The 25350-nt window shown below is 71.1% G+C and carries 25 protein-coding genes, 5 tRNA genes and 1 riboswitch; of the genes, 12 read left to right on the top strand and 18 right to left on the bottom strand.

The genetic code is table 11. The features are described 5' to 3' along the window. Positions 1 to 117: 117 nt before the first annotated feature. Both trmB and IE278_RS30065 read left to right on the top strand, forming a co-directional pair. Positions 118 to 954, top strand: a complete 837-nt coding sequence (gene trmB / locus IE278_RS30070) for a tRNA (guanosine(46)-N7)-methyltransferase TrmB (protein WP_189776427.1) — start codon at positions 118 to 120, stop codon at positions 952 to 954. A 67-nt stretch (positions 955 to 1021) separates the two neighbouring features. After that, positions 1022 to 2326 (top strand): PrsW family intramembrane metalloprotease, encoded by a 1305-nt coding sequence (locus IE278_RS30065; protein WP_189776425.1) that lies wholly within the window; start codon positions 1022 to 1024, stop codon positions 2324 to 2326. Between the two features lie 157 nt (positions 2327 to 2483). On the opposite strand, the gene IE278_RS30060 is transcribed toward IE278_RS30065, so the two are convergent. The 5 genes from IE278_RS30060 to IE278_RS30040 form a co-directional block, all read right to left on the bottom strand. Next, positions 2484 to 3428 (bottom strand): aldo/keto reductase, encoded by a 945-nt coding sequence (locus IE278_RS30060; RefSeq protein ID WP_189776424.1) that lies wholly within the window; start codon positions 3426 to 3428, stop codon positions 2484 to 2486. Positions 3429 to 3483: 55 nt separating this feature from the next. After that, complete coding sequence (locus IE278_RS30055) at positions 3484 to 4536, bottom strand: M23 family metallopeptidase (RefSeq protein WP_189776422.1); 1053 nt, start codon at positions 4534 to 4536, stop codon at positions 3484 to 3486. A gap of 11 nt (positions 4537 to 4547) precedes the next feature. Continuing rightward, a riboswitch (cyclic di-AMP (ydaO/yuaA leader) is annotated at positions 4548 to 4705 on the bottom strand. Positions 4706 to 5010: 305 nt separating this feature from the next. Continuing rightward, positions 5011 to 6141 (bottom strand): PP2C family protein-serine/threonine phosphatase, encoded by a 1131-nt coding sequence (locus IE278_RS30050; protein WP_189776420.1) that lies wholly within the window; start codon positions 6139 to 6141, stop codon positions 5011 to 5013. Positions 6142 to 6304: 163 nt separating this feature from the next. Then, positions 6305 to 6378: transfer RNA gene (locus tag IE278_RS30045), tRNA-Met, on the bottom strand. 58 nt (positions 6379 to 6436) lie between these two features. Further along, positions 6437 to 7576 (bottom strand): dihydrofolate reductase family protein, encoded by a 1140-nt coding sequence (locus IE278_RS30040; RefSeq protein WP_189776418.1) that lies wholly within the window; start codon positions 7574 to 7576, stop codon positions 6437 to 6439. 81 nt (positions 7577 to 7657) lie between these two features. On the opposite strand from IE278_RS30040, the gene IE278_RS30035 reads away from it, so the two are divergent. The 3 genes from IE278_RS30035 (at position 7658) to IE278_RS30025 (ending at position 9441) form a co-directional block, all read left to right on the top strand. Further along, entirely contained in the window at positions 7658 to 8173 is a 516-nt protein-coding gene (locus IE278_RS30035) for a MarR family winged helix-turn-helix transcriptional regulator (RefSeq protein ID WP_189776415.1), read from the top strand. Between the two features lie 124 nt (positions 8174 to 8297). Beyond that, a complete protein-coding gene (locus IE278_RS30030; RefSeq protein ID WP_189776413.1) occupies positions 8298 to 8939 on the top strand; it encodes a GTP cyclohydrolase II in 642 nt (213 codons plus the stop codon). 64 nt (positions 8940 to 9003) lie between these two features. After that, the gene (locus tag IE278_RS30025; protein WP_189776411.1) at positions 9004 to 9441 is read left to right on the top strand and encodes a RipA family octameric membrane protein; all 438 of its coding nucleotides are present in this window, start codon (positions 9004 to 9006) and stop codon (positions 9439 to 9441) included. A gap of 65 nt (positions 9442 to 9506) precedes the next feature. Here the strand turns inward: IE278_RS30025 and IE278_RS30020 are convergent, their stop codons facing one another. The 4 genes from IE278_RS30020 to IE278_RS30005 form a co-directional block, all read right to left on the bottom strand. Continuing rightward, positions 9507 to 9785, bottom strand: coding sequence for a type II toxin-antitoxin system RelE family toxin (locus tag IE278_RS30020; RefSeq protein WP_189776464.1), 279 nt, complete (start codon positions 9783 to 9785; stop codon positions 9507 to 9509). Further along, positions 9778 to 10044 carry a type II toxin-antitoxin system Phd/YefM family antitoxin gene (locus IE278_RS30015; RefSeq protein ID WP_189776409.1) on the bottom strand — a complete coding sequence of 89 codons (267 nt, stop codon included), beginning with the start codon at positions 10042 to 10044 and terminating at the stop codon, positions 9778 to 9780. The genes IE278_RS30020 and IE278_RS30015 overlap by 8 nt, the downstream gene beginning before the upstream one ends. Positions 10045 to 10111: 67 nt before the next feature. Further along, the gene (locus IE278_RS30010; RefSeq protein ID WP_189776407.1) at positions 10112 to 10408 is read right to left on the bottom strand and encodes a hypothetical protein; all 297 of its coding nucleotides are present in this window, start codon (positions 10406 to 10408) and stop codon (positions 10112 to 10114) included. Further along, on the bottom strand, positions 10408 to 10668 hold the full coding sequence (locus tag IE278_RS30005; protein ID WP_189776406.1) for a hypothetical protein: 261 nt from the start codon (positions 10666 to 10668) through the stop codon (positions 10408 to 10410). The genes IE278_RS30010 and IE278_RS30005 overlap by 1 nt, the downstream gene beginning before the upstream one ends. Before the next feature lie 174 nt (positions 10669 to 10842). Between IE278_RS30005 and IE278_RS30000 the strand changes: the two genes are divergently transcribed. Together IE278_RS30000 and IE278_RS29995 are read left to right on the top strand one after the other, a co-directional pair. Continuing rightward, positions 10843 to 11097 carry a winged helix-turn-helix domain-containing protein gene (locus tag IE278_RS30000; RefSeq protein ID WP_189776404.1) on the top strand — a complete coding sequence of 85 codons (255 nt, stop codon included), beginning with the start codon at positions 10843 to 10845 and terminating at the stop codon, positions 11095 to 11097. A 106-nt stretch (positions 11098 to 11203) separates the two neighbouring features. Next, the gene (locus IE278_RS29995; RefSeq protein ID WP_189776402.1) at positions 11204 to 11533 is read left to right on the top strand and encodes a GntR family transcriptional regulator; all 330 of its coding nucleotides are present in this window, start codon (positions 11204 to 11206) and stop codon (positions 11531 to 11533) included. Positions 11534 to 11552: 19 nt separating this feature from the next. Here IE278_RS29995 and IE278_RS29990 read toward each other — a convergent pair whose 3' ends face one another. Beyond that, complete coding sequence (locus IE278_RS29990) at positions 11553 to 12128, bottom strand: hypothetical protein (RefSeq protein ID WP_189776401.1); 576 nt, start codon at positions 12126 to 12128, stop codon at positions 11553 to 11555. Between the two features lie 191 nt (positions 12129 to 12319). Further along, complete coding sequence (locus IE278_RS29985; RefSeq protein WP_189776400.1) at positions 12320 to 13159, bottom strand: SDR family oxidoreductase; 840 nt, start codon at positions 13157 to 13159, stop codon at positions 12320 to 12322. A 92-nt stretch (positions 13160 to 13251) separates the two neighbouring features. Here IE278_RS29985 and IE278_RS29980 point away from each other — a divergent pair, with 92 nt between their 5' ends. Then, complete coding sequence (locus IE278_RS29980; RefSeq protein ID WP_189776398.1) at positions 13252 to 13623, top strand: winged helix-turn-helix transcriptional regulator; 372 nt, start codon at positions 13252 to 13254, stop codon at positions 13621 to 13623. 187 nt (positions 13624 to 13810) lie between these two features. Here IE278_RS29980 and IE278_RS29975 read toward each other — a convergent pair. The 6 genes from IE278_RS29975 to IE278_RS29950 all read right to left on the bottom strand — a co-directional run bounded on the left by IE278_RS29975 (position 13811) and on the right by IE278_RS29950 (position 21788). After that, positions 13811 to 13883: transfer RNA gene (locus tag IE278_RS29975), tRNA-Lys, on the bottom strand. Positions 13884 to 14003: 120 nt separating this feature from the next. After that, positions 14004 to 15539 (bottom strand): amino acid permease, encoded by a 1536-nt coding sequence (locus tag IE278_RS29970; RefSeq protein WP_189776395.1) that lies wholly within the window; start codon positions 15537 to 15539, stop codon positions 14004 to 14006. A gap of 98 nt (positions 15540 to 15637) precedes the next feature. Further along, the gene (locus IE278_RS29965) at positions 15638 to 17713 is read right to left on the bottom strand and encodes a LamG domain-containing protein (RefSeq protein ID WP_189776393.1); all 2076 of its coding nucleotides are present in this window, start codon (positions 17711 to 17713) and stop codon (positions 15638 to 15640) included. A 210-nt stretch (positions 17714 to 17923) separates the two neighbouring features. Beyond that, a complete protein-coding gene (locus IE278_RS29960) occupies positions 17924 to 20194 on the bottom strand; it encodes a DEAD/DEAH box helicase (protein WP_189776391.1) in 2271 nt (756 codons plus the stop codon). A 435-nt stretch (positions 20195 to 20629) separates the two neighbouring features. Further along, positions 20630 to 21142 carry a hypothetical protein gene (locus tag IE278_RS29955; RefSeq protein ID WP_308434952.1) on the bottom strand — a complete coding sequence of 171 codons (513 nt, stop codon included), beginning with the start codon at positions 21140 to 21142 and terminating at the stop codon, positions 20630 to 20632. A 295-nt stretch (positions 21143 to 21437) separates the two neighbouring features. Beyond that, positions 21438 to 21788: a metallopeptidase family protein gene (locus IE278_RS29950; protein ID WP_189776386.1), complete on the bottom strand. Its 351-nt coding sequence runs from the start codon at positions 21786 to 21788 to the stop codon at positions 21438 to 21440. 112 nt (positions 21789 to 21900) lie between these two features. Between IE278_RS29950 and IE278_RS29945 the strand changes: the two genes are divergently transcribed. From IE278_RS29945 to IE278_RS29930, 4 genes are all read left to right on the top strand, one after another. Then, positions 21901 to 23457, top strand: a complete 1557-nt coding sequence (locus IE278_RS29945) for a metallophosphoesterase (protein WP_189776384.1) — start codon at positions 21901 to 21903, stop codon at positions 23455 to 23457. 80 nt (positions 23458 to 23537) lie between these two features. After that, positions 23538 to 23610: transfer RNA gene (locus tag IE278_RS29940), tRNA-Glu, on the top strand. 49 nt (positions 23611 to 23659) lie between these two features. Then, positions 23660 to 23734 (top strand) — tRNA-Asp (locus IE278_RS29935). 24 nt (positions 23735 to 23758) lie between these two features. Then, positions 23759 to 23832: transfer RNA gene (locus tag IE278_RS29930), tRNA-Phe, on the top strand. Between the two features lie 325 nt (positions 23833 to 24157). Here IE278_RS29930 and IE278_RS29925 read toward each other — a convergent pair. Continuing rightward, positions 24158 to 25234: an ABC-2 transporter permease gene (locus IE278_RS29925; RefSeq protein ID WP_189776462.1), complete on the bottom strand. Its 1077-nt coding sequence runs from the start codon at positions 25232 to 25234 to the stop codon at positions 24158 to 24160. Between the last annotated feature and the right edge of the window lie 116 nt (positions 25235 to 25350).

The following is a 25350-nucleotide window of genomic DNA, read 5'->3' as shown; positions in this document are numbered from 1 at the left end:
CACGGCTCGCCCTGTCGGCGGAGTTCCGTATGCCCGGGGGCGGCGGACTCGGCGTACCGGCGCGGCCCCGACCCACGGCGGACAGCGACCCGACCCGCCCCGTAAAATCGACCCACTGTGTCTGACTCATCCAGAACCCCCCGCCCGAAAAGCGAACCCCGCTTCCCCGACGGCCCCCAGCCCGACCCGGCAGGCTCGCACTTCGAGCGACGGATCCGCAGCTTCCAGCCCCGCCGCAGCCGTGTGACCCAGGGCCAGGCGGACGCGTTGCAGCGGCTGTGGCCCAAGTGGGGCCTGGACATCGACGGCCGACGGACCCTCGACCTCCCCGAACTCTTCGCGGCCGACCTCCCCGTCGTCCTGGAGATCGGCTTCGGCATGGGCGAGGCGACGGCCCGCATGGCCGCCGCCGACCCCGGCACCGGCATTCTCGCCGTGGACGTCCACACCCCGGGCCAGGGCAACCTCCTGAACCTCGCGGACCAGGGCGGCCTGTCCAACATCCGCGTGGCCAACGGCGACGCGATCATCCTGCTCCGCGAGATGCTGGCCCCGGACTCCCTCGCCGGCCTGCGCGTCTACTTCCCGGACCCCTGGCCCAAGAAGCGCCACCACAAGCGGCGCCTGATCCAGCCGGAGTTCCTCACGCTCGCCGCGTCCCGGCTGCGCCCCGGCGCGCTGCTGCACTGCGCGACGGACTGGGAACCGTACGCCGAAGTCATGCTGGACGTTCTCTCCGCGCACCCGGACTTCGAGAACACCCGTCCCGACAACGGCTACGCGCCGCGCCCCGACTTCCGTCCGCTGACCCGTTTCGAGGCCCAGGGCCTGGACAAGGGCCACGTGGTGAACGATCTCCTGTTCCGCCGCGTACCGCATGGCACGGACGGTAAGGACAGCACAAACAGCACGAACAGCCGAACGGACAGCGGTACGGACAGCCCGGGCACCTGAGCCCCTCCCCCACCCAGGGACGGGGCGCTCTCGCGGGCCGAGCCCCTCCCTCGTTAGGGTTTTTGTCATGGCCACCAGCCCCCCACCCCCGACACCCCCCGGCCTCCCCGCCGCAGGCGCCCGTCGGCACGCGCACTGGTGGCAGCGCACGTGGGTGCGTTACGCCGCGCTGACCACCCTGCTCGCCCTGTCGGGCCTGGTCATCCTGGCCCTCGTCCGTAAACAGACCGGCACGGAGGGGTTCCTGGTGGGCCTCGGCCTCGCCATATTCCCCGTTCCCCTGCTGGTCGCGGCCTTCCGCTGGCTGGACCGGGTCGATCCGGGCCCCTGGAGAAACCTGCTGTTCTCGTTCGCGTGGGGCGCCTGCGCGGCCGCGCTGATAGCCATCGTCGCGAACAGTTTCGCGACGCAGTGGATAGCGACGGCCACGGCGGACCCGTCCCACGCGGACACCCTCGGCGCGACGGTGATAGCGCCGATCGTCGAGGAGTCGGCGAAGGCGGCGGCGGTCCTGCTCGTCTTCCTGTTCCGCAGACGGGACTTCACGGGGATCGTCGACGGCGTGGTGATAGCGGGCGTCACGGCGACCGGCTTCGCGTTCACCGAGAACATCCTCTACCTGGGCACGGCGTTCGGCACGGACCAGCTCACCGGCGACACCGGGATCTTCTCCGTCACCGCGGCCACCTTCTTCGTACGCGTGATCATGTCGCCGTTCGCGCATCCGCTGTTCACCGTGCTGACCGGGATCGGCTTCGGCATCGCCGCGCTCTCCGCGGACCGCCAGCACGTACGCCGCGTACTCCTGCCGATCACCGGGCTGCTGCTCGCGATGGGCATGCACGCGATGTGGAACGGGTCGTCGGCCTTCGGCGAGTACGGGTTCTTCGCGGTCTACGCGGCGTTCATGGTCCCGTGCTTCGGGCTGCTCACGTGGCTGGCCGTCTGGACGCGCCAGCGCGAACTGGGCACGGTCCGCACGGAACTGCCCTCGTACGCCGTGGCCGGGTGGCTGGCCGCGCCCGAACCGTTCGCGCTGGGCTCGATGAAGGCACGGCGGCTGGCCCGGGAGTACGCCACGCATCACGGCGGTCGGGACGCGGGGCGGGCGGTGGCGGAGTACGAGGCGTACGCGACGTCGCTGGCGTTCCTGCGGCACCGGGGGCGGCGGGGGCGGGCGGGCGCGGACTTCGCCGTCCGCGAGCGGGAGCTGTTGCAGGAGCTGTGGGTTCGGCGGGAGCCGGCTCGGGCGGCGCTGGCGTATGCGGCGCGGGCCACGGCACCGGCTCCGGCGGTGCCCCCGGCGGCTTGGCCGTTGGCGGGGTACGGGTGTCCGCCGCCGTATCCCGCGTACAACCCGTACCGGTCCTGACGACTCGACCGATTGCGCCGTTCCCCGCGCCCCTGAAAGCGAAAGACTTGCGCCGTTCCCCGCGCCCCTAAAGGCAAAGACTGCGCCGTTCCCCGCGCCCCTGAAGGCCAAAGACCAAAAGACTGCGCCGTTCCCCGCGCCCCTGGGAGGTGCTGGTCTACTGGGATGCCTGGGTGAGTTTTTTGAGGTTCTTGTCCGTCAGGGTGAGGGTTGCTGCTGCCAGGAGTGCGGGGAGTTGGGCGGGGGTGCGGGCGCTGGCCAGGGGGACGGCGATCGTGGGGCGGGAGGCCAGCCACGCCAGGGCCACGGTCGCGATCTCGGCGTTCTGGTCCCGCGCGACCTCGTCGAGCGCGGCGAGCACCCGCTGCCCCCGCTCCGACGAGAGGTATGCGCCCGCCGAACCGGCCCGCGGGCTGTCGACCTGCGCGCCCGGCCGGTACTTGCCGGTGAGGAAGCCCGAGGCGAGCCCGTAATAGGGGATGGTGGCCAGTCCGCCCCGCGAGGCGACCTCCTGCAGCGGACCCTCGTACGTGTCACGGGAGACGAGGCTGTACCGGGCCTGCAGTGCCACGTACCGCACCAGGCCCTCGCGGTCGGAGGCGTCCAGGGCTTCCTGGAGCCGCTCGGGGGAGATGTTGGACGCGGCGATCGCACGCACCTTGCCGGAGCGGACCAGCTCGTCCAGCGCCCCGAGGAACTCCTCGACCGGCACGGAGGGGTCGTCGTAGTGGGTGTAGTAGAGGTCGATGTAGTCCGTCTTCAGACGGCGCAGCGACGCCTCGGCGGCGGCCTTGACGTTCGCCGGGGCGAGGCCCTTGTACTGGGGATGGGCGCCGACTTTCGTCGCGATGAGGACGTCGGCGCGGTTGCCGCGGGCGCTCAGCCAGTCGCCGATGACGGTCTCGGACTCACCGCCCTCGTTGCCCGGCGCCCAGGCCGAGTACGCGTCGGCGGTGTCCACGAAGTTCCCGCCCGCGGCCGTGTACGCGTCGAGCACGGCGAAGGACTCCGCCCGGTCGGCGGTCCAGCCGAAGACGTTGCCGCCGAGGGCGAGCGGGAAGACCTCGAGGTCGGACGAACCCAGCACACGTAGAGAAGTCATGCCGAAACCAACGGCCGAGCCGGACGGCCGTATTCCATCCATCGCACCGAACGGCCTACGGGTTGAGGCCCTTGCCGCGCAGCCAGGCCATCGGGTCGATCCCGGAGCCACCGGCGGTGTGGACCTCCAGGTGGAGGTGCGCCCCGGTGACGTTGCCGGTCGCGCCGACGCGGCCGATCACGTCGCCCGTGTTGACCTTCTGCCCGACGCTGACGCCGATCGACGACTGGTGGGCGTACCAGACCTCCGTGCCGTCGTCGAGCGTGAGGACCGTGCGGTAGCCGTAACTGCCGTTCCAGCCGGCCTCGGTGATCGTGCCGCTGTGAACGGCCTTGATCGGGGTACCCGTGGGAGCGGCGAAGTCCAGACCCGTGTGCTGACCGGAGGACCACAGCGAGCCGGACTGCCCGAAGGTGGAGGTGATCGTGTACGAGGAGGTGGGCAGTGTGAACTGCTTGGCCAGCTCGGCGAGGCGCGCGGCCTCGGCCTTCGCCTTGGCCTCCTCTTCCTTCTTCTGCTTCGCGGCGGCGGCCTTGGCCTTCGCCGCGTCCTGCTCCTTGGCCGCGAGCGTGGCGGCCTTCTTCGCGGCGGCGGCCTCGGCGGCGGCCTGGGCCTCGCGGTCGACCTGGTCCTGCTGGAGTTCGGCCTGGAGCATGATGCGCGAGCGCAGGGCCTCGCCGGCGTCGGCGTTGCCCTCCTCGGCGTCGGCCGCGGTGAGGCCGGCGGCGGTGAGCGCCTTGCTGGAACCCTCGGGGACCTCGTCGTCGTCGGAGATCAGCGAGCCGACGTTCGGCAGGTCGGGGATCGAGATCGACACCGGCGGCTTGCCGGTCTGCGCGGAGGCCATGCCGCCCGCGCCGACGGCGGCGATGACACCGACGCCCAGAACGGTGGAGCTGCGGGCGAGTCCCCCGCCACGCTGCTTGGAGACGCGGTGCCGGCCGCGAACGGGAAGGACGGTCTCCGCGCTCGGATTCCAGGGCTCCCAGGGCTCGTCGTCCTTGCGGGCGCCGAAGGCGAAGGTGTCGGGCTTCTTGTCGCCCGAGGTCTCTCCCGTCACCTCGTCCGGTATGAACGACGGTGTGGGGGCAGGCCTGTTGAACGCCACGTGGGCGCGCTCCTTTCCTTCCTTCTCGCCTACCGGGTTAGCTGACGGGTTCGGAGCAGGAAGGTCTCCTACGCGCGTCAACCGCGGTGTGCACCACCACGAAAGACACGCGATTCACCCCATGTAGGTGGTTCCCCGGTTCCCTTGCGGGATTCGGCGCGTGCGCACGGAGCCGTCTCTTGTGACGGCTGGGACACCGCGCTGCGTTATCGAACGTTAATAGACTCAGGCACCGGATTCCAAGCTGTTCTTGATGATCGTTACGGCTCCTGGCCTGGACTTAAACGCCGTGAGCGGGGTAAATCGGGCGAGTTGATCGCCATTCACAGCTGCCACTTTTGTTGATGGTGCGTCAGTTGTTATGCGCAGGGGCGTCGTTCGACTACTGCAGGTGATATAGGTCCGGAGAGACGCCTCGCCCGCTCCCGTCGCCCTCACCCGTCCCCCACCCGTCTCCCGCACAGCCGCCGATGCTCACGGCCGCCGGACGGCGAGCAGCGCCATGTCGTCCGTACCGCCACCCCCGGTGTACCGGAGCACGTCGTCCACCAGATCGGCGAGCAGCGCGTCGGGGCCGGCGAACTGCCGCCCGGACAGCTGCCGTACCGGATCGAAGAAGACGCCCCGCCCGTCCCGGGCCTCGGACAGCCCGTCCGTGTGGAAGAGCAGCATGGCCCCGCACGGAAAGTCCTCCTCCTGTGCGCGGTCGGGCCAGGCCCCCAGGTCGCCCATCCCGAGCGGCAGCGCTGGTTCCGCCGCGGCGAGCGTGCGTACCGTTCCGTCGCCGGGCAGCAGGAGCGGCCCGGGATGGCCGCGGTTGACGAGCCGTACGCGCTGGGCGCCGTGCGGGATCTCGGCGAGCACGGCGGTGATGAAGCCCTCGAAGACCTCGACGCTGTCGCGCCGCACCCCTTCGCGGATCAGCGACCGCTCCAGCCGTTGGGCGACCGCTTCCAGGGTGGTCTCCTGTTCGGCGGCCTCCCGGAAGGCCCCGATGACGACGGCCACGGCGGCGACCGCGCCCATGCCCTTGCCTCTGACGTCGCCCACGACGAGCCGTACGCCGTGCGGAGTGTCCTGCACGGCGTAGAGGTCGCCGCCGATGAGCGCGTCGGTCTGCGCCGCCACGTAGCGGACCGCGAGGTCGAGGCCGCCGGTCCGCGCTGCAGGTTCGGGCAGGACGGCCCGCTGAGCGGCCTCGGCGATCTCGTGGGCGGAGGCCAGGCGGGCGTTGCCCAGGCTGACCAGCCGGTTGATGACGACGGCGAGGCAGGCGACCGTGGCGACGGTGGCGATCTCGGTGATGCCGCTCGCGCCGATGGGGAACCGCAGGGTCACCAGCACCATGGCCACCGTCCCCGCGACGCCCGTCCACACGGTGGCGCGGAGCGGGAGCAGAGGCGCGGCGACGAGCGAGGCGGCCGAGAGGAAGGGCGCGGCGGTGAAGTACTGCGGGGTGAGGAGGTCGTAGAGGACACCGGCGACGATCAGCAGCGCCGGCAGTACGCGGACGGCCGCGCGGGTACGGGGGTACAGGCCGGTCCGCTTGTCCGGCGGCTCGACGGAACCCGGCGACCGCTGCCCGACCGCTCGACGCCCGTCCACATGTCTCCTGCCCTCGACCTTGCTCCGTCCAGAGTTCCGGGACCGGCGGGGAGGGGCGAGCGGACGGGGACCGGGCGGGTGAGCGGACGGCCACCGAGGGGCGCGTTGACATGGCAAAACACCTGAGGCCGGAATCCATTGGATTCCGGCCTCAGGCCTTCAGTAGCGGGGACAGGATTTGAACCTGCGACCTCTGGGTTATGAGCCCAGCGAGCTACCGAGCTGCTCCACCCCGCGTCGTCAGGACCAGTGTACGCCATTCGCGGGACCCGAAGCACACGGGTAGATGTCGGCCTCAGTTCAGGTGGCGGTTGGGTGCCTTGGCCGCGCTCTCGTGCTCCGGGAGCACGACGACGTCGGCGCCCGCCGCGGCGAGCAGGCCGTTCCCGTCGGCGGCGGCCACGAACGTGTCGGGCTCGCGCCACGCGGTGACGACCCGGCGCACGCCCGCGTCGAGGATCAGCCGGGCGCAGGGCGCGGGCCGCGAGGCGCGGCGGGCGCAGGGCTCCAGGCTGCTGTAGACCGTGGCGCCCGGCAGCCGGGGGTCGCCCGGCGCGATCTTGGCGAGCGCGGCCTCCTCGGCGTGCGAGACGGGGTCGGACTCGCGGGAGTACCCGCGGGCCAGCTCCGTGCCGTCGGCCGCGACGACGACCGCGCCGACGCTGAAGGCGGTCCGCGAGGGCGGACACTCGGCGGCCAGTTCGCAGGCCAGCTCCAGCCACCGGTGGTCGGCGGCGGAGGGTACGGGTCCGGTGCCGGGCGCGGTGGGCACGTACCGCATGAGCACCACGTCGCCGACCGGCCGGGTCTCGATCAGCCGCATCCGGCTGCGGGGGCCGCCCGGGTACGCGCCGGACCCGAAGAGCTTCGGCGCGTGCGGCTGGCCGACCACGAGCGGCGCGAGGGCGAGCTGCAGTTCGTCGGCGAGGCCCTGCTGGAGGAGCTGGGTGTGGACCCGGCCGCCGCCCTCGACCATGAGCCGGCGTACACCGCGGACGTCGTGGAGGTGGGTGAGTACGGCCCGCCAGTCCAGGCCGGGCCCGACGGAGACGACGTCGACACCCAGCCCGCGCAGGGCCTCGGCGGCCGTCACGGCGCCCTCGTCGGACGTATAGACGACCTTCTCGCCGCCGGTGGACCAGAAGTTGGCGGTGGGGTCCAGGTCGCCGGTGCCACTGACGGTGACCTTCAGCGGGTACGCGGGCCGGCCCGCGGCGACCCGGGCGGCGCGCCGCTCGGCGGAGTTGACGAGGAGCCGGGGGTTGTCGGCGCGCAGGGTGCCCGCGCCGACCAGGATGGCGTCGGAGTCGGCCCGTACCTCGTCGACCCGGTCGAAGTCGGCGGGGCCGGAGAGCAGCAGCCGTTCGGGGCCGGTGTCGTCCAGGCGGCCGTCGAGGGAGACGGCGGCGGACAACAGGACGTAGGGGTGGGGCATGGACGCTCTCTCCTTCGGCGGCGGGGCCCGGGGCTGGACGCCGCGCTTGGTTCAAGTTTGAAGCAAACTTACACTGGAGGCATGACGACCCGCTGGCTGACCCCCGAGGAGCAGCGCGCCTGGCGCGCCTACATCGCCGCCTCCCACCTCCTGGAGGACGCGATCGACCGGCAGCTCCAGCAGGAGGCCGGTATGCCGCATGTCTACTACTCCATCCTGGCCAACCTCTCCGAGGCGCCGGACCGCCGCCTGCGCATGACCGACCTCGCGGAACGGACGAAGATCACCCGCAGCCGGCTGACGTACGCGGTGACCCGCCTGGAGAAGGACGGGGCGGTACGCCGTGAGGGCTGCCCCAGCGACAAGCGCGGCAGTACCGCGGTCCTGACCGACGAGGGGATGACGCTGCTGGAGCGTACGGCCCCCGGCCATGTGGACACGGTCCGCGCGGCGCTCTTCGACCGCCTCACCCCGGAGCAGGTGGGGCAGCTGGAGGAGATCTGCGCGAGTGTCGCGCGGGGCCTGGAGGGCGACGACACGCAGGCACCCCCGGACGACGTCCCGTGGCTCCGCCGCTCGCCGGGCCCCTGTACGTAGCCCGTGCGCCCGCCTCTCGCAGGCGGAATTCCATTGCTTTAACTTTAAAGCATGGGTTAGGGTCTCGATTCGAGGATCTGCTTCAAATCTGAAGCAGATGAGGAACGTGGACCGGAGTCCCCGCATGCCCGACTACCCCGCCGCCACCCAGCGCTCGCGCGTCCGGGTGCCCCTGCGCTTCCACGACGGCTACAGCGTCGACGCCGAACTGGTCACCTTCCACGGCCTGACCGACGGCCAGGAACACGTGGCGATGATCCTCGGCGATCCCGCCGGTGCCGCCCCCGGCGCCACACCCTTGGTCCGCCTGCACTCCGAGTGCCTGACGGGCGACGCGTTCGGCTCGTCGCGCTGCGACTGCGGCCCGCAGCTGCGCGAGGCGGTCGAGCAGATCGCCGAGCGCGGCGGCGTCCTGCTCTACCTCCGCCAGGAGGGCCGCGGCATAGGCCTGTACAACAAGCTCGACGCGTACGCCCTCCAGGACGAGGGCCTCGACACGTACGCCGCCAACACGGCCCTCGGCCTTCCCGAGGACGCCCGCGACTACACGGCGGCGGCCCAGATGCTCACGGCCCTCGGCATCACGGAGCTGGACCTCCTGTCCAACAACCCCGACAAGGCGGAACAACTCCGCGCCCTGGGCATCGACGTACAACACCGCGTCCCGACGGGCGTGTTCACGACGGCCCACAACGTCCTCTACCTGCGGGCGAAGGTTCTCCAGACCCAGCACACGCTGCCGCTGGCGAAGCTCACGGCCGGCTGAAGCTACTTCTGACACAGCGGTGCGGAAGCGATGACTCCGCGCGCCTGCGGGGCAGAACGGTGCCATGGGGGACGACGAGGACGCGCAGGCACAGGCACAGGCACAACGCATCGCGGAGGACGGCCGGCTCTGGCAGCACACGCTGCACGAGAACACGATGCTGTTCCAGCGGGGCAACCTCTTCCTGGTGGGCCAGTCGCTCTTCGCCGTGGCGTACACGACGCTACTCACCTCGGAGCAACACGTCGTGGCGGCCCGCGTCCTGGCCGCCTTCGGCCTCGTACTGGCCCTCACCTGGCTGTACGTAGGCCACCGGCACCGCCTCTACTACCAGCACGTCCAGCGCCGAGCGGTGGAACGCCTGCCGGAGTACGCGGCCACGTGGTCGAGTTGGGCCACGCGACGACAAGGACGCAGCCGGGGCAGGTCCATCACCCTGATCGCCTACTTGCTGCCGTCCCTGGCGGTGGTGATGTGGGGGGCGCTGCTGCTGATCACGTAAACCCGTGGACCCGTGCCCCCGTGACGCGAGCCCTGCACCTGCTCATGCTCCCGATAGCCGCACGGTCATACGTCGTAGACGGTGGACCGGTGTCCGACGTGGACCACCCACACCACCAGTTCCCCGTTGTCGAGCGTGTAGACGACCCGGTAGTCCCCGACGCGGAGGCGGCGCCGGTCCGGCTGGGAGACCAGCGCGGTGGTGTGGAAGCCGAGCGGGTCCGTCTCCAGCTCCGTCAGCTTGGTAAGGATGCGCAGCGCGGCGACCCGGGGGATCTTGCGCAGTTCCGACCGCGCCTCCGGCCGAAAGACGGTGCGATACGCAGGCGCGCCGGACTCATTCACCACGTGCCAGCGTTTCCCTCATGACGTCCTCGATCGGGACGCCGTCCGCCGTGCTCGCCATGCGCTCGTCGATGATCCGGTTGATCTCGCGCTCTTCCCACTCCTGGTACCTGCGCAGGACCTCGATCGACACGACGGCGGCCACTTCCCTGCCCCGCCGGGTGATGACCGTAGGGGTGTCGTCCCGATCGGCCCGCTCGACCACCTCGGCCAGGTGGGCGCGCACGTCGCGGATGGACTCTATGGGCATCTGGGTCATGCGCTCAAGAGTACCGAGTGCACCATGTGTACACAACGCGCCACCGGGCCGGGCCTCCTCGGAGTGGCTAATCGGCGCCGGACAGGCGCAGCCCCCGGTACTCGGCGACGCGCAGGGCGTCGGTCAGACACTCGGCGAGCCGACGGCCGGCGAAGCGCAGTTCCGTGGGCGGTGACGCCGGGTCGTCCAGCAACGGACGGGCGAGGTCGAGCACCTCGGCGCCCGTGGCAAGGAGCACCGTCTCCAGATCGTCGGCGAGGCGGGACAGGTACCCGCCGCCGCTGTCCGTGACGAGATAGCAGGGCTTCCCGTCGAGTGACTGCCAGGGCAGCAGGCGGGGTGCGGGGTTGACGGTGGGTTCCATCAGGCGGCCACTTCCCGCGCACCGATCAGATGCGAGTCGAGGTCGATCCCCAGATCGGCGGCGAGCACGAGGGCGAGCCGTCGCCGCTGCTGGAGGACGGCTTCCTGGCCGTGGGCAACGAGGTGAGGGCGTACGGGGTGCCGCACGGCGGTGATGTGCAGGCAGAGATAGGTCCGGTGGCGGATGCGACGCCGCCGACCTGTGCCCGGACAAAAGGAGAGCCGCATCCATCTGAGGCTGCGGCGGATAAGGTCGAGCATGTTGACGCTCCTAAGCAAGCGTTGGCCACGCCCCGGGAGGTCTAGCCGCCTCGCCGGGGTCTTGTGCATTTCGACCATATCGGGAACCGCGTCCCTCTGCGTCCCCCTGCTAAGGACCGCGCCCCGACGCGTTCTGCCCCTGCGTCACGCGTTGGGCTGCGGCACCGTGGAGGGATGAGTGAGCTTCCGCGCTACGAGTACGTGAAACTCGCCGACTCGATCGAGGCGGACATCGCATCGGGCAAGTTGCCGCAGGGAGCCGCGCTGCCCGGCGAACGGGCCATGACGGAGCTGTACGGCGTGAGCATCGGCACTGTGCGCCGCACCATCGTCGAGCTCCGCAAACGGGGACTGGTCGCGACCCTGCCCGCGAAGGGGACGTACGTCATCGACATGCCGAAGCCATCCGCTGACGGGCCGGACGCCTGAAGGGGCGCAGCACGCAACTCCGGTCGGAACAGCAGTCGCCGGCGGACAGGGTGAATGTCCCGGAGGTCGGCACCACCCCCCATCGCAGCCTGACACCATCGAACGCATGGCCAAGCACAGCCGTCCCGAGCCGCCGATTCATGAGCTCGACGCTCACAAACCGCCGGAACCCGCTCTGGATCCGCTGAGCGCGACACCGCTGTACACGCAGCTGGCCGACGCCATCGCAAGGAAAATCGGGTCCGGGAAGCCGGCGCCCGACGGACCCATCCCTTCGGAGAACCACCTCGCCGACGAGTACGGCGTGGCACGCCTCACCGCCCGGCGTGCAGCCCGGGAACTCCGTGAGCGCGGGCTCATCGTCACCGTGCGCGGTAAGGGATCCTTCGTCGTCGAACGACCGTCCGGCGGCGGGAACGAACCCCGTCAGGCATGACGGACGAAACGAGCCCCGCTCAGTGCGCGAAGGGCGGCTCGAAGCAGCCCGACTCCAGGTACGGGCCGTTCGTCTGCACGTTGTAGTTGGACTTCTGCACGAACGCGGTGACGCAGGCGTCGGGGTGGACGCGCAGGCCGACCCTGGCCCCCTCTGCGGTGTGGTACGCGTTGTTCCTGAAGCGCGGGGACATCCCCTGAACGGTCAGCGCGTCGTCCCCCTCCTCGTACCCGAGTTCGAGCAGCGCCGCGCGCACGGACGCCGGATCCCACTTCCTCTGCTCCCACAGCCGCTTGAGCACCGGCTCGATACGGGCGGCCTCCCGCTCGGCATCCCGCGCATGGGCGGGGGACATCTCGCCCGGGCGCCGGCCGGCGTTGTTCTCGTTGTGGTGCGGAGCACCGTCACCGGCCCCCGGCTCCACGTAAGGAGAGGCTCCGGGGACGCTGGACGACGCGCTCGACGAGGCACTGGAGCCGGCTCCGGCCGGCGGGTCCGAGGCCCGCTGCCGACCGCATGCGCCGAGCGCCAGAAGCGTCAGGATGAGGACCGCACCGACAAGTACCGTGCGCTGGACGGACGTTGAAGTGGGCATGCGGCAACTCTGTCATCCAGGCTGACGACGACGACTGAGTACGCGTACTCAGTCCCACAGGTCACGGCATCCGCGGCGTCGATTCCGGCCCTCCCGGGAGCCATGGCGGCCTTGGCCGCCTCGGGTCAGGTCCCTCGGCTGTCAGCGGTGGAAAGCCGAGGGCGGAAGCAGCTCCAGCGGTGCGACCCGTCTCAGCGGAACGCGGCGACATTGCGGGCGGCCCAGTCCGCGAAGGGGCGCGGGGCGCGGCCGAGGACCTGTTGGACGTCCGGGCTGACGCGCAGCTCGGCCGGGTTCGGGGAGCCGAGGATGTCCAGGGTGTCGTCGGCGAGCTCCGCCGGCATGCTCCGGGTCATGGCGGACTTGGCCTCGTCGCGGGTGAGCTCGTGAAACCTCACCGGCGTACCCAGCGCGGCGGCGATGGCCTCCGCCTGTTGGCGCGGAGTGATCACCTCCGGGCCGGTCAGCTCGTAGACGCCGCCGGTGCGCCGGTCCTCCAGCAGGCAGGCTGCCGCGACCGCGGCGATGTCCGCCGGGTCGATGATCGGCACCCCGACGTCACCGAAGGGCGCGGCGACGACCTGTTGCGTACGGACGGACTCGGCCCACCACAGGGCGTTGGAGGCGAAGCCGCCCGGCCGCAGGATGGCCCACTCCAGGCCGGACTCCCGCAGCGTGTCCTCCAGTGCGCGCATCGCGATCCGTGTCCGGCCGAAAGGCCTGGTCACCACACCCAGAGTGGAGAGCAGTACGACCCTGCGGACCCCACCGGCCTCAGCCACGCGGATGATGTCGGCAGGGTTGGCTCCGGTGGCGTGCAGGTCGCCGGACAGCAGCAGGAAAAGCGCCTTCGCCCCGGCCAAGGCGGGCTTCAGGCCGGCGGGATCGGCCAGGTCGGCCGCCACGTGACGGACGCCGTTCGGCACCGCCGCCGTGTGCCGTGACACCGCCGTCACCTGCCGGCCCGTCTCAGCCAGTGCCCGCGTCAACGGCCGGCCGATATTTCCGGTAGCTCCGGTCACCACGATCATGATCAGCTCCTTGTCGTCTTCCCTCTGTGGTCCTCACGCTAGGAGCGATGGCTAACTTTTGGTAAGGACATACCTCGAAGTAAGCTCATGGCATGACGGGAAGCGCGCAGACCAGGCAGACCGAGGCGGGGGAACGGTATGACGTGTTTCACACCGACTGCGTGGCGCGCGATGTGGTCGACCATGTGACCAGCAGGTGGGGCATCTGGGTGCTGATCTCGTTGCGGAGCAATGACCTCCGGTTCTACGAGCTGCGCGAGAGCATCCAGGGCATCAGCGAGAAGATGCTCGCCCAGACCCTGCGGGCGCTGGTCCAGGACGGCCTGGTCTGGCGGAAGGTCGAGCCGACCACGCCGCCCCAGGTCACCTACGGGCTAACCGAGTTCGGCCGGGACGTCGGCGAGCCGCTGACGGAGCTGTTCGACCGGATCACACGGCGACTGTCGTCCCGCAGCACCGGATAGCGCGGTAGCCGACGGCGCGCCGCCGGCGCGCCGCCGCGAAGCGACGGACGACCTGCTGAGCCAGATCCTCACCGCGCTCATGATCGTTCGCGCCTCGGTGGAGCTTCGGGTGAGCTGGAGTTCGTCAAACGCTGCGAAACGACACGAGCCCCCAGCTCCAAGTACCTCTGAGCTGGGGGCTCTTGTGTAGACCCTGTGGGACTCGAACCCACAACCAATGGATTAAAAGTCCACTGCTCTGCCAATTGAGCTAAGGGTCCGTGCACTAGCCATCGCCGGCGCACGCACCGACCATGGTCGACGCAGGAACGAGCATAGCCGGACGCGGCCGGGACTCCGATCGGGTATCGGTGTCCCGGCCGCGCCGGAGGGTCGGAACGTCAGGGATCGAGTGGTTCCGGGGCGCCCGCGCGGGCCGCCTCGCGGGCGCGGGTGCGCTCGTGGTCCGGGTTGAGGAACCAGCGCCGGGCCGAGGCGAACCACCACGCCGCCGCGAAGCCGAGGACCGCCAGGACGGCGATGGGGGCGTAGTTGAAGGTCTCCCAGGTGACCGGGGAGACCTGGGGGAGCATGAACAGGATGGTGATCACGCCCACCCAGGCGACCGCCACGATGCCGATCGGGCGCGACCAGCGGCCCAGATGCCACGGCCCCCGATCGAACGCCTCGCCCTTGCGCAGCCGCAGCAGCGTCGGGATGACGTACGCGATGTAGAGGCCGATCACGGCGATCGACGTCACCGCCGCGTACGCGGTCACGTTGATCAGGTACGGCAGGCCGAGGACCAGCGCGCCCAGCGCCGCGAGCCACACCGCCGCGACGGGCGTACGCGTGCGCGGGTTCACCGTGTGCCAGAGGTGCGAGTACGGCAGCGCCCCGTCGCGCGAGAAGGCGTAGATCATGCGGGAGTTGGCCGTCACCGACGCCATGCCGCAGAAGAGCTGTGCGCCGATGACGACGAGGAGCAGGAGCTTGCCCGCCGTCGCGCCCAGCGCGTCCAGGAGGATCTGGGCCGGCGGTACGCCCGTCGGCGAGGTGAGGGCTCCGTCGTACGACTGGATCGCGAACGTGAAGCCGAGGAGGAGGACGAAGCCCGCTATCCACGACGTCCAGATGGACTGGACGATGCCCTTGGGCCCGGCCGTGGACGCGTCGTGCGTCTCCTCCGTCATGTGCGCCGAGGCGTCGTACCCGGTGAAGGTGTACTGGGCCATCAGCAGGCCGAGCAGCACCACGTAGAAGCTGCTGCCCCAGCCCGTGTTGTTCACGAACTCCGTGAAGACGAAGGACGCCGACTGGTGCTGGTCCGGCACGAAGGTCAGCGCGCCGACGATGACCGCGACGCCCACCACGTGCCACCACACGCTGACGCTGTTGAGGAGGCCGACGATGCGTACGCCGAAGGTGTTCAGCAGGCCGTGCAGGATCAGGATGCCGGCGAAGAGCAGGATCGTACGGCCGGGGGTGACCTCGAAGTCGAACTGGAGGTTCAGATACGCGCCCAGGAACGAGGCCGCGCCGAAGTCGATGCCCGCGGTCACCGCGACCTGGCCGAGGACGTTGAACCAGCCCGTGAACCACGCCCAAGCCGCCGCGGTACGCGGCGGGGCGAGACGGTGGGCCCAGAAGTACAGGCCCGCCGACGTCGGGTACGCCGAGCAGATCTCGGCCATCGCCAGCCCGACGAACAGGGTCATCAGACCGACCGCCACCCAGCCCCAGGTGATCACCGCCGGGCCACCGGTGTTCATGCCGAACAGGTAGAGCGTCAGGCAGCCCGACAGGACCGAGATGATCGTGAAGGAGACCGCGTAGTTGGAGAACGCCGACATGCGGCGGGCGAGAACCTGCGTATAACCGAGCTGGGCCAGCCGCTCTTCGTCCGACAGCCCACTCACTCTGGCGTCTTCTGTCATGCCCCCAGCAATTCCCTCGCCGGGGGTATGACATGCGCCACAGTACGGTTGATCTGGCCGAAACACGGCCGGTAGGGTCCCGGCCCGGCCCCGGACCTCTAGACGTCCGTCGACCCGCTCCGCAGGAAGACGACCTGGTCCGCGGTGAGCGCCCCCGCGTGCACATGCACCTCGTCCACGGCCCCCTGCAGGTACTCGCCCCAGCCCCCGTCCACCCGCGACCGCCCGACCTCGATGCCGGTCTTGGCGGTCCAGCCCGGCCGGTACGAGGCCCGCGCCGAGACCTGCCCGTCGGCGTAGAGCAGGATCTCGTCGGCCCCGTCGTCGTACACGAGCGACAGATGGTGGTCGTAGTCCGGGGACGCCCACATGTCGTCCGCGGTGAGCGTGGTCTTCTCGCCGCCCGAGTCCGTCAGAGTCACCTGCCACTGCTGCGTGGCGCCCGAGTAGCGGACGGCGGCGACGGAGCCCTCCTCCCCCGGCAGCGACAACACCGTCATCGGCCGGTCCTGCGCCGCGGAGTCGATCCGTACGTGCGCGGAGAGCGAGAAACTGTCCCCGGTATCGACGACCGGCCCGTCCGCCGCGGCGAAGTCGCCGTCGCCGTCGAGCGACAGATGTCCGGCACCGACAATGGGGTACGGGGCCGGAACGCAGTCCGGGTCGGTCCCGGGATCGCAGGAACCGTCGGTGCGGTAGACCCTCGCGTCCCCGCCGAGCGCCAGCGGCAGTCCGCCGTCCCGCTCCGGGCTGCTGCCGCCGGCCGCCTCGTCCAGGGCCCAGTACCCCTCGCTCGCGGTGCCGCGCTTCCCGAGCGCGACGGCCTCGGCGGCGACGACCACCCGGTCCCACACGCGGACGTCGGCCAGCGCGCCGTGCCAGTTGTGGCCCGCGTCGCCCGCGGACCGGCCGATCTGGAGGTTCCCGGCCGCCGAGGGCGCCGTGACCCCCGCGCTGCCGACCGACCTGCCGTTCACGTACAGCCGGAGCGTTCCGGCCACCGGGTCGTGGACGCCGGTCAGCTGCGCCCACTCCCCGACCTCCGGCACCCCGCCCCGTACGACCGAGTCGCCCAGGGTGAACGACCAGGCGCCGTCGTGCGTCCCCAGCCCGAACGCGGCCGCGTCACCGCCCTGGCTCAGCGCCGTCATGTCCGCGGTCAGGGAGTCCGGCCGTACCCAGGCGCTCACGGCGAAGGCCTTGGACGGGTCCGTCGCCCGAGCACCGGTGGTCAGGTACGCGGCGGCCGTGCCGTCCAGCTCGGCCGCACCCGTCACCGCGGTCCGTGAGGGGCCGTCGGCGCCGAACCCGACCCCGTCACCCGCCGTCGCGGGACGGCCGCCCGCGTCGGCGGCGGCCTCGGTCGACCCGGCCGCGTCGGCGAGCTGCCACGCGGCGACGGGCGTACGGCCCTCGCTCACGCGGAACAGGTACTCGTAGGGCGCACTCGTGTTGCCCGCCCGGTCGATTGCCTGGACCGTCAGCCTGGGCACGCCCGCGGACTGCGGCAGGTAGTTCAACACGACCGGGCCACCGGGCTCCGCTGGCTTCACGGTCCGGGTGCCTTCGCCCTGGAAGGAGTAGAGGTACGACACCGTGTCGTCCGATGTGGAGTCGACGGTGAACGTGCCGTACCGGCCCACCCCGTCGTGCCACTCGTGGTCCTCGGGGTACTCCGGGGACGACACCGAGGGCTTCGCGGGCGCCGCGTCGTCGTACACGAAGGCGCACGACCGCCCTTCGCCGTCGGAGCTCCACGGCCCCCACCCCGTGCCGTCGCCGGCCCGCACCCGCCAGCTCACGTCGGTGAACACCGGTACGTCGGACGGCACGGTCCAGCTGAACGTCGAGCCGCTGGACCTGGCGGTCGTCTCGACCGTACGCACCTGAGGGCTGCCCGCGTCGTCCGTCCAGGACACCTCGAACTGGGCTCTCACCCGGTCCCCGTCCGGGTCACGTAGGACGGCGGACAGCGTCGGCGCCCAGCGCACGTACGTCGGATCCTCGGCACCCGCGCAGGCCGCGCTCCCGGTGGCAAGGTCGGCGCCCGCGGGCTGCGACGGCGGCCGGTTCTCGGCCGCCGCGGCCGTCCACGGTGTGACGGCCAGGGCCGACGACGCGAGCGCCACGGCGATCGCACCTCGTACGAGGGCATGACGAACTGGTGGCTTCAACGGGTCCCCTCCCCTGGGCCCGGCGGTTCCCCGCCGGACCTTCCGATTCCGCGCCGGAGCGTAACAGTCAGGTCCGACAGGGAAGTTGTCATTTCTGGGCACACCGGTGACGCGGATGGCGCAGGCGGGAACGCCGAAGGGCCCGGACGACCGAGGTGGTCGTCCGGGCCCTTCGTGTACTACGGCGCTACGGCGTCAGCTGGGGCGCTGTCAGCCGTTGCGCTTCCAGCGGGGCTTGTCGTCGCGGCGGCCGAACGAGGAGCCGGTGCCCGTGGAGCCCGAGCCGGAGCCCGCGCCGCGGTGGTCGTCACGACGGCCGGACGGGCGGTCGTGGCCGCCGGAGCGGAAGCCGCCGCCGGTGGGACGGTCCTGCCGGTCACGGTTGAACGGACGGTCGCTGCCCCGGTGACCGGACGGACGGTCGTCGCGGCGGAAGCCACCGCCGGTGGGGCGGTCGCCGTCACGGCGGTCGCGGTTGAAGCCGCCACCCGAGCCACCCGTGGGGCGGTCGTCGCGACGGAAGCCGCCACGGTCGCCACCGCGGTCGTCCCGACGGTCGTCGCGGCGGAAGCCGCCCGAGGGACGCTCGTCACGACGGTCGAAAGAACGGCCGCCACCACGCTCGTCGTCCCGGCGGAAGCCACCGGAGGGACGCTCGTCACGGCGGTCGCGGTTGAAGCCACCGCCCGAGCCCGAGGGACGGTCGTCGCGACGGTCACGGTTGAAACCGCCCGAGGGACGGTCGCCGTCCCGGCGGTCACGGTTGAAGCCACCACCGGAACCACCCGAGGAGCGGTCGTCGCGGCGGAAGCCGCCACGGTCGCCACCGCGGTCGTCGCGGCGGAAGCCACCGGACGGGCGGTCGTCGCGACGGTTGTCACGGCGCTCGTAGTTGCCACGGTCGTCACGGCGCTGACGCGGCTCGTCGCGCACGGTCTCGGCGGCCTGCGCCACCGGCTCCTGCGCCACGGCCGCGGCGGCGGCCTCGACGACGGCGGCGGCCTCGGCCAGCGCGGCCTCCGGGTCCTCGCCACGCTCACGCGCGGAACGGGCGACCAGACGGTCGGCCTCCTCGCGCAGCTCGACGGCACGGCGCTGCGCGCGCTCCAGCTCCTTGGTGAGCTGCGAGACCTCACGCTCGGCCTGCTGTGCCGCGTTGCCCGCGGACTCGGCCTGGACCTCGGTCATCGACCGGGCGCCCGTGATCTCCGCGACCTCCGGGTCGAAGGCGGCGCCGCCCTGGATGATGTGGCGCGTGGCGTCGACGCCCGCGTCCTCCATCTGACGGAAGATCTGGCGGCGCTGGTGCGGCAGGGAGAGCGACACGACCGTGCCACTGCGTCCCGCGCGGGCCGTACGCCCGGAGCGGTGCAGGTAGTCCTTGTGGTCGCCGGCCGGGTCCACGTTCAGGACCAGGTCGATGCCGTCGACGTGGATGCCTCGGGCGGCGACGTCGGTCGCGACGAGCGCGTTGACGTAGCCCTTCTTGAAGTCTTCGAGGACGCGGGTGCGGGCGCCCTGCGTCATGCCGCCGTGCAGCGCGTCGGCCTTCACGCCGGAGTCGCAGAGCTGCTCGGCGATACGGTCGGCGCCCAGCTGGGTGCGGACGAAGATGATCGTGCGGCCCTTGCGGGAGGCGATCGCGGCGGTGACCGGCGCCTTGTCCTTGGGCTTCACGATGAGGATGTGGTGCGACATGGTCGTGACGTTGCCCTGGGCGCTGTCGACCTCGTGCGTCACCGGGTTGGTGAGGTAGCGCTTGACCAGCGTGGAGATCTCGTTCTCCATCGTGGCCGAGAACAGCATGCGCTGGCCGCCGCCGGGGATCTGGTCGAGCAGCTCGGTGACCTCGGGCAGGAAGCCCAGGTCCGACATCTGGTCGGCCTCGTCGAGCACGGCCACCTGGACGTTCTCCAGGGAGCAGGCGCCGCGGTTGATGATGTCGCGCAGCCGGCCCGGGGTGGCGACGAGGACGTCGACGCCGCGCTCCAGGGCGTAGATCTGGTTGCCCATCGACGTACCGCCGCAGACGACCTTCATCTTCAGGCCGAGCACGTCGCCGTACGGCTGGAGGGCGTCCGCGACCTGCATCGCGAGCTCACGCGTCGGCGTGAGGATGATGCCGCGGGGCTTCTTCTTCTCGGTGTGGCCGCCGGAGAGCTGCGTGAGCAGCGGCAGGCCGAACGAGAGGGTCTTGCCGGAGCCGGTACGGCCTCGGCCGAGGATGTCCTTGCCGGCCAGGGCGTCCGGGATGGTCGCGGCCTGGATCGGGAAGGGGCTGGTCACACCGTTCTGCGAGAGCTTGCGCACGACGCCCTCGGGGAGACCGAGGTCCGTGAAGGTGATCTCGGGGACCGCGGGGGTCTCGGGGATTTCAGGGGTGGTGGGAGCCGCGGAAGCCTCGGGGGCCGCGGTCTCTTCGGTCACCTCGGGCGCCTCGTTCTCGGGCACGACGATGTGATCAGTACTGGAAATGGACATGCGAATGCGAAACCTTCCGGAGTCTCTTCGGCACGCGCCCGTCAACTCCGTGATTTCGCAAACGACCGCCTCAATGCGGTCAGCCACGGCAAGGGAGAGTACGCGCCACGCGGCGCTCTGTGATGGCGCCGGGCGATGGGATCAAACGATCTACTACCATACGCACCCTCTGCCCCTCAAGGCAAACTGTTGGCGAATACGCAGGTCAGAGGCGTGCACGCGGCTTGCGGGGGCCTCGCTTAGACGGCCCCCGGGTCCATCGGTCGGGCGCCCGCCGAGCCGCCGGTCGGGCCGCCCGGCCAGACCGTCGAACAGGCCGTCCGCCGGGTCGTCCGCCGGGCCGTCGAACAGGCCGCCCACCCGTTCGAGCGCCGGTCAGGCCGTCCGTCGGGCACGGCCGAACCACCCGGTCAGGCAGCCCGTAGCGCCGGAAGCTCACGCCTCGATGCCCGCCTCCGGGGCGGGTTCCCGGCGTTCGACGAGTTGTGGTTCGGGCTCCGGGTGGGCCGAGGAGGACGGTTCGGCGGTGGTCGGGTCCGGGGACGGCGGCGGGGTCTCCTTGGGAGGCGACGGCTCCGGGTCCTGACGCGTCGGCGTGGGCTGCTCCTTCGTCGGCGACGGCACCCCTGGCCTGGGCTTCTTCCCGCCGGTGTCGCCCTTGACCGGCTTCTTCGGCGCGGCCGATCCGCTCTCCCCCGCCGACGGCGACGCCGACCGGGACGCGGATTTGCCCGGCTTCACCCTGGCGTGTTTTCCGTCACTCCCCCCGTGCGGGCCTGAGCCCCCGCGGCCCGCCGCGGACCCCCCGTCGGGTTCCTCGTCACCCTGCTGCCCGGCCGAGTGGGAGGGCCTGGCCCGGCTGCTCCCCTCGTCGTCGCCGACGCTCATGCAGCCCGCGGAGGCGGCGACTGCCAGGGCCGCGGCGGCCAGACGGACGGGTACGTACATGGCGCGCACGGGCAGCTACCTCCGGATGGGGTCCCCTCCTGTCCGGACGGAGCCGGGAGCGCGGGGATAGGTATGAGGAGTCCCCCTGCCCAACTCCCGCCGCCCGCAAGAGGACACGCGGCCGTACGCGTACCTGTACGCACGGGGCCGTACGCGTACCTGTACGCACGGGGCCGTACGCGGACCCGTACACCCTCGGCCCCACGCGTACTCGTGCGCTCTGGGCCCTGGCCCCACGCGTACTCGTCGCCCGGGCCCTGGCCGTACGCGTACCCCCTGCTCCCCGAGCCGAACGTCAGCCGTAGCCGAGGGCGTGCAGGCGCGCGTCGTCGATGCCGAAGTGGTGGGCGATCTCGTGCACCACCGTCACCTCGGTCTCGGCCACCACCTCCTCGCGCGTCCCGCACATCCGCAGCGTGGGCCCCCGGTAGATGGTGATCCGGTCCGGCAGCACCCCGGCGTACCACTCGCCGCGATCGGTCAGCGGGGTCCCCTCGTAGAGCCCGAGCAGCTCGGGATCGTCGGCGGGCGGTTCGTCCTCGACGAACACCGCCACGTTGTCCATCAACCGCGTCAGCTCCGGCGGGATCCGGTCCAGCGCCTCGGCGACCAGTTCCTCGAACTCCTCGCGCGTCATCTCCAGCACAAGACCATTGTCCGGTACGGACGCCCGGGCGGTAGGCCTGCCGGGCGAGGGAGCCAACGGCCGGCGGCCGGCCCGCCGCATACCGGGTCCACCCCTTGGGCATACGGGCCCAATGGCCCGCGTCCCCGCTGCCGCCGCACTGCTCCGCGTACGGAAGGTTCCCCGCATCCTCGTACGCCACTACCGCTCACGCCGTTCCCACCCCGTCGTCGAACTCGTCCACCAGCCGCACCCCTACACCCGTGCCCTCGGGCTCGTCGCCGTCGTCCTGCTCGGCGCGTGGCTCGGTCTGCTGGTCGTCGGGAACGTCCGGGCGCCGGTCGGCCCCATGGACACGACCATGACCCTGCGCCCGTCCCTCACGGGCGGCACGAAGATCAACGTCTCCCCGCTGGGCGCCCTCGAACTGCGCAGCCACACGGCCCCGCTCCGGCTCGACGTGGACGTCGACCAGCTCGACCCGGTCCGCTCGCAGGCCCTCGTCGACCATCCGGAACGCCTCTCCGGCCTCCAGGACGAGGTCGCCGAGGACGTCGGCACCGGCACGCTCGACCTGGCCGTACGCTCCTGTGCCGCCGTCGTCGCCGGGGCGACGGGTCTCGGCCTCGCGGTCTACCGCCGCCCGCGCCGGGCCCTCGCGGCGGGCGGCCTCGCGCTGACGCTGCTGGCCGCCTGCGGGGCGACGGCCTTCGCCACCTGGAACCCCAAGTCGGTCCTGGAACCGAAGTTCTCGGGTCTGCTCTCCTCGGCGCCGTCGGTCGTCGGCAACGCGCGCAGCATCGTCAGCGAGTTCGACGTCTACCAGAAGGAACTGGCCCGCCTGGTGACGAACGTGACGAAGCTGTACGACGTCACGTCCACGCTGCCCGCGTACGCGCCGGACCCCTCCACGATCCGGGTCCTGCACGTCTCCGACATCCATCTCAACCCGGCGAGCTGGAAGATCATCGCGTCACTGGTGAAGCAGTACAAGATCGATGTCATCGTCGACTCCGGCGACACGATGGACCACGGGACGGCGGCCGAGAACGGCTTCCTGGACCCGGCGGCCGACCTCGGCGCGCCGTACGTGTGGGTGCGCGGCAACCACGACGGGCGGGTCACCCAGGACTATCTGGATCGCATGAAGAACGTGCACGTGCTCGACGACGGGCGGGCGGTGTCGGTCGCGGGGCTGCGCTTCGCGGGGATCGGCGACCCGCAGTTCACGCCGGACCGCTCGGCCGAGGTGGGCGGCAGCGGCCAGTCGGAGGTACTGGCCGGCGCCCGCCTCGCCTCATCGCTCCGCGACCAGGAGGCGTTGGGCACGCCGGTCGACATCGCGGTCGCGCACAATCCGACGGCCGCGCGGGAGACGGACGGGGACGTTCCGCTGGTGCTGGCGGGCCATGTCCACCATCAGGAGATGGAGGTGCTGAAGTACGGCACGCGGCTGCGTATCGAGGGGTCGACGGGCGGGGGCGGGCTGCGGGCGCTGGAGGGCGACGATCCGGCGCCGATCGAGACGTCGATCCTCTATCTGGACCGTGACACCCGGCGTCTCCAGGCCTGGGACGAGATCAAACTGGGCGGCCTCGGGCTGACGACGGCCGAGGTCAGCCGGCATCTCCCGAAGGAGAACCAGCCCGGTGCGCCCGCCTCCACCACCCCTTCCACCCCCGCCCCGTAAACCGTTTTGGCGATCCCTCCCGACATCCCATATGCTTCTCACGTCCCCGACGCGCTGCGAAGCGCCCAGGTGGGCCGATAGCCCTCATCGTCTAGCGGCCTAGGACGCCGCCCTTTCAAGGCGGTAGCACGGGTTCGAATCCCGTTGGGGGCACGCAACACTGTGTGCGAGACTGAGTTCGCTCGCTCGCGCACAAAAGCTGGGTCCTGTGGAGCAGTTTGGAGTGCTCGCCACCCTGTCAAGGTGGAGGCCGCGGGTTCAAATCCCGTCAGGACCGCTGCGGTTGTTGGTTGAACCGCGTGGCTGGGTAGCTCAGTTGGTACGAGCGATCGCCTGAAAAGCGATAGGTCGCCGGTTCGATCCCGGCCCCAGCCACTTCTCGAAGGCCCCGTTCAGTTGAACGGGGCCTTCGCCGTGTGCGCGGGCGGGGCTGCGGGTCCCAGCCCCGGATCGCCCCGGCTCCAGCCGAAAGCGCTGCCCGACCGGCCGGGGCCGTTCCGGCTCCCCCTCACGCAGCAGAGGCTCCGTCCAGGTGGACGGGGCCTTTGCTGTGCGGGTCTGACGCCGGCTGGTCGGGTGCGGGCCGTGAGGGCTGGCCGCGCAGTTCCCCGCGCCCCTGGAGGTCGCGGGGCTCGTCTCGTGGCTCCCCTCGCCGCTGAACGACGGCGTCGCCCACCGAGCCTTTCCTGGGTGGGGGCCGTCAGGGCGGCGAGCCCCCCGTGGGGGTGCCCGCCGCGTGGGACGGGGTTGAGGGGCGGCCGCCTGGGTGGCGGTGGCGCCAGGTCCAGAAGACTGCGCAGGAGAGCAGGGCCCAGCCGGCGAGGACCAGGAACGGGAAGACGTGCTGGTGGCCGGCGAAGTACACCGCCGTGTGCTGGGCGTTGACCGAGCCGCCCGGCGGGAGCCAGCGGCCGATGACGCCGAGCGGTGACGGCAGCAGGGGCCAGGAGACCGCGCCGCCCGAGGAGGGGTTGCCGAGCATGACCATCAGCCCCCAGGTGGGAAGCATGGCCCAGCGCCCGAACAGGGTGTTGAACATCGTGAAGACCATGCCGGACGTGAACATGGTCAGCGCGAGGATCAGCCAGGACTCGACGAACGGCAGGTCCAGGGCGCCGAGGATCCAGTCGACCGCCACCACGATCGCGAACCCGCCGAGCAGGGCGTACGCGGCGGTGAACGCGATGCGTTCGATCGGGTTCAGCCCCCGCGCGTGCACGCTCAGCTGGATCGCCCCGATGAAGCCGATGATCACGGCCGCCAGGGAGATGTAGAAGATGGCCAGGCCGCGCGGGTCGCCCTCCTGGAGGGGCTTGATGTCGCGGACCGTGACCGCCACCCCCGTGGCCTTGCCGACCTCCGGCGCCGCCTGCTGCAGCAGCTCCGCGACCGAGGCCCCGGACGCCCCGGAGACATCGAGGACCACCGCCTTGCCTGCGTCCCGCGCGTCGAGGATCGCGAAGACCTTCTGGTCGTTCACCGCCTCCACGGCCGCCGCCCGGCTGTCGTACGCGTGGATCTTGAGGGAGGCGTCGAGTGCCTTCTCCATCCCGGCGAGGAAGGCCTTGCCCCGCCCCTCCTCGTACGAGCCCACCGTCGCCGTCGGCACATGGCGCGGGGTCGGGTTCGCCATGGAGTACGTGTACGAGCCCGCGAAGAGGCCCGCCGCCGCCGCGAGGATCAGCACCAGCACCGACGCGGGAAGAAAGGGGGACTCCTTGAAGGAGGCCCAGCGTTCGCGCCGCGTGGGCGGTCTGCCATGGGCACCGTGCGGCATCTCGGACATACGCCCACGCTAAAGGCGCATAAAGGATATTTCTCTGCGACGGTCACCCCGGCCGGCCTCGGAGCCCTGACTGCCGGACAGGCCCCCGCGCAAAAGCGTTCGCCCCA

The organism is Streptomyces tauricus, from assembly GCF_014650955.1.
GTDB classification, from domain to species: domain Bacteria; phylum Actinomycetota; class Actinomycetes; order Streptomycetales; family Streptomycetaceae; genus Streptomyces; species Streptomyces tauricus.
The sequence above is the reverse complement of the archived record's forward strand: the minus strand, read 5'-3'. Positions and strand labels throughout refer to the sequence as shown.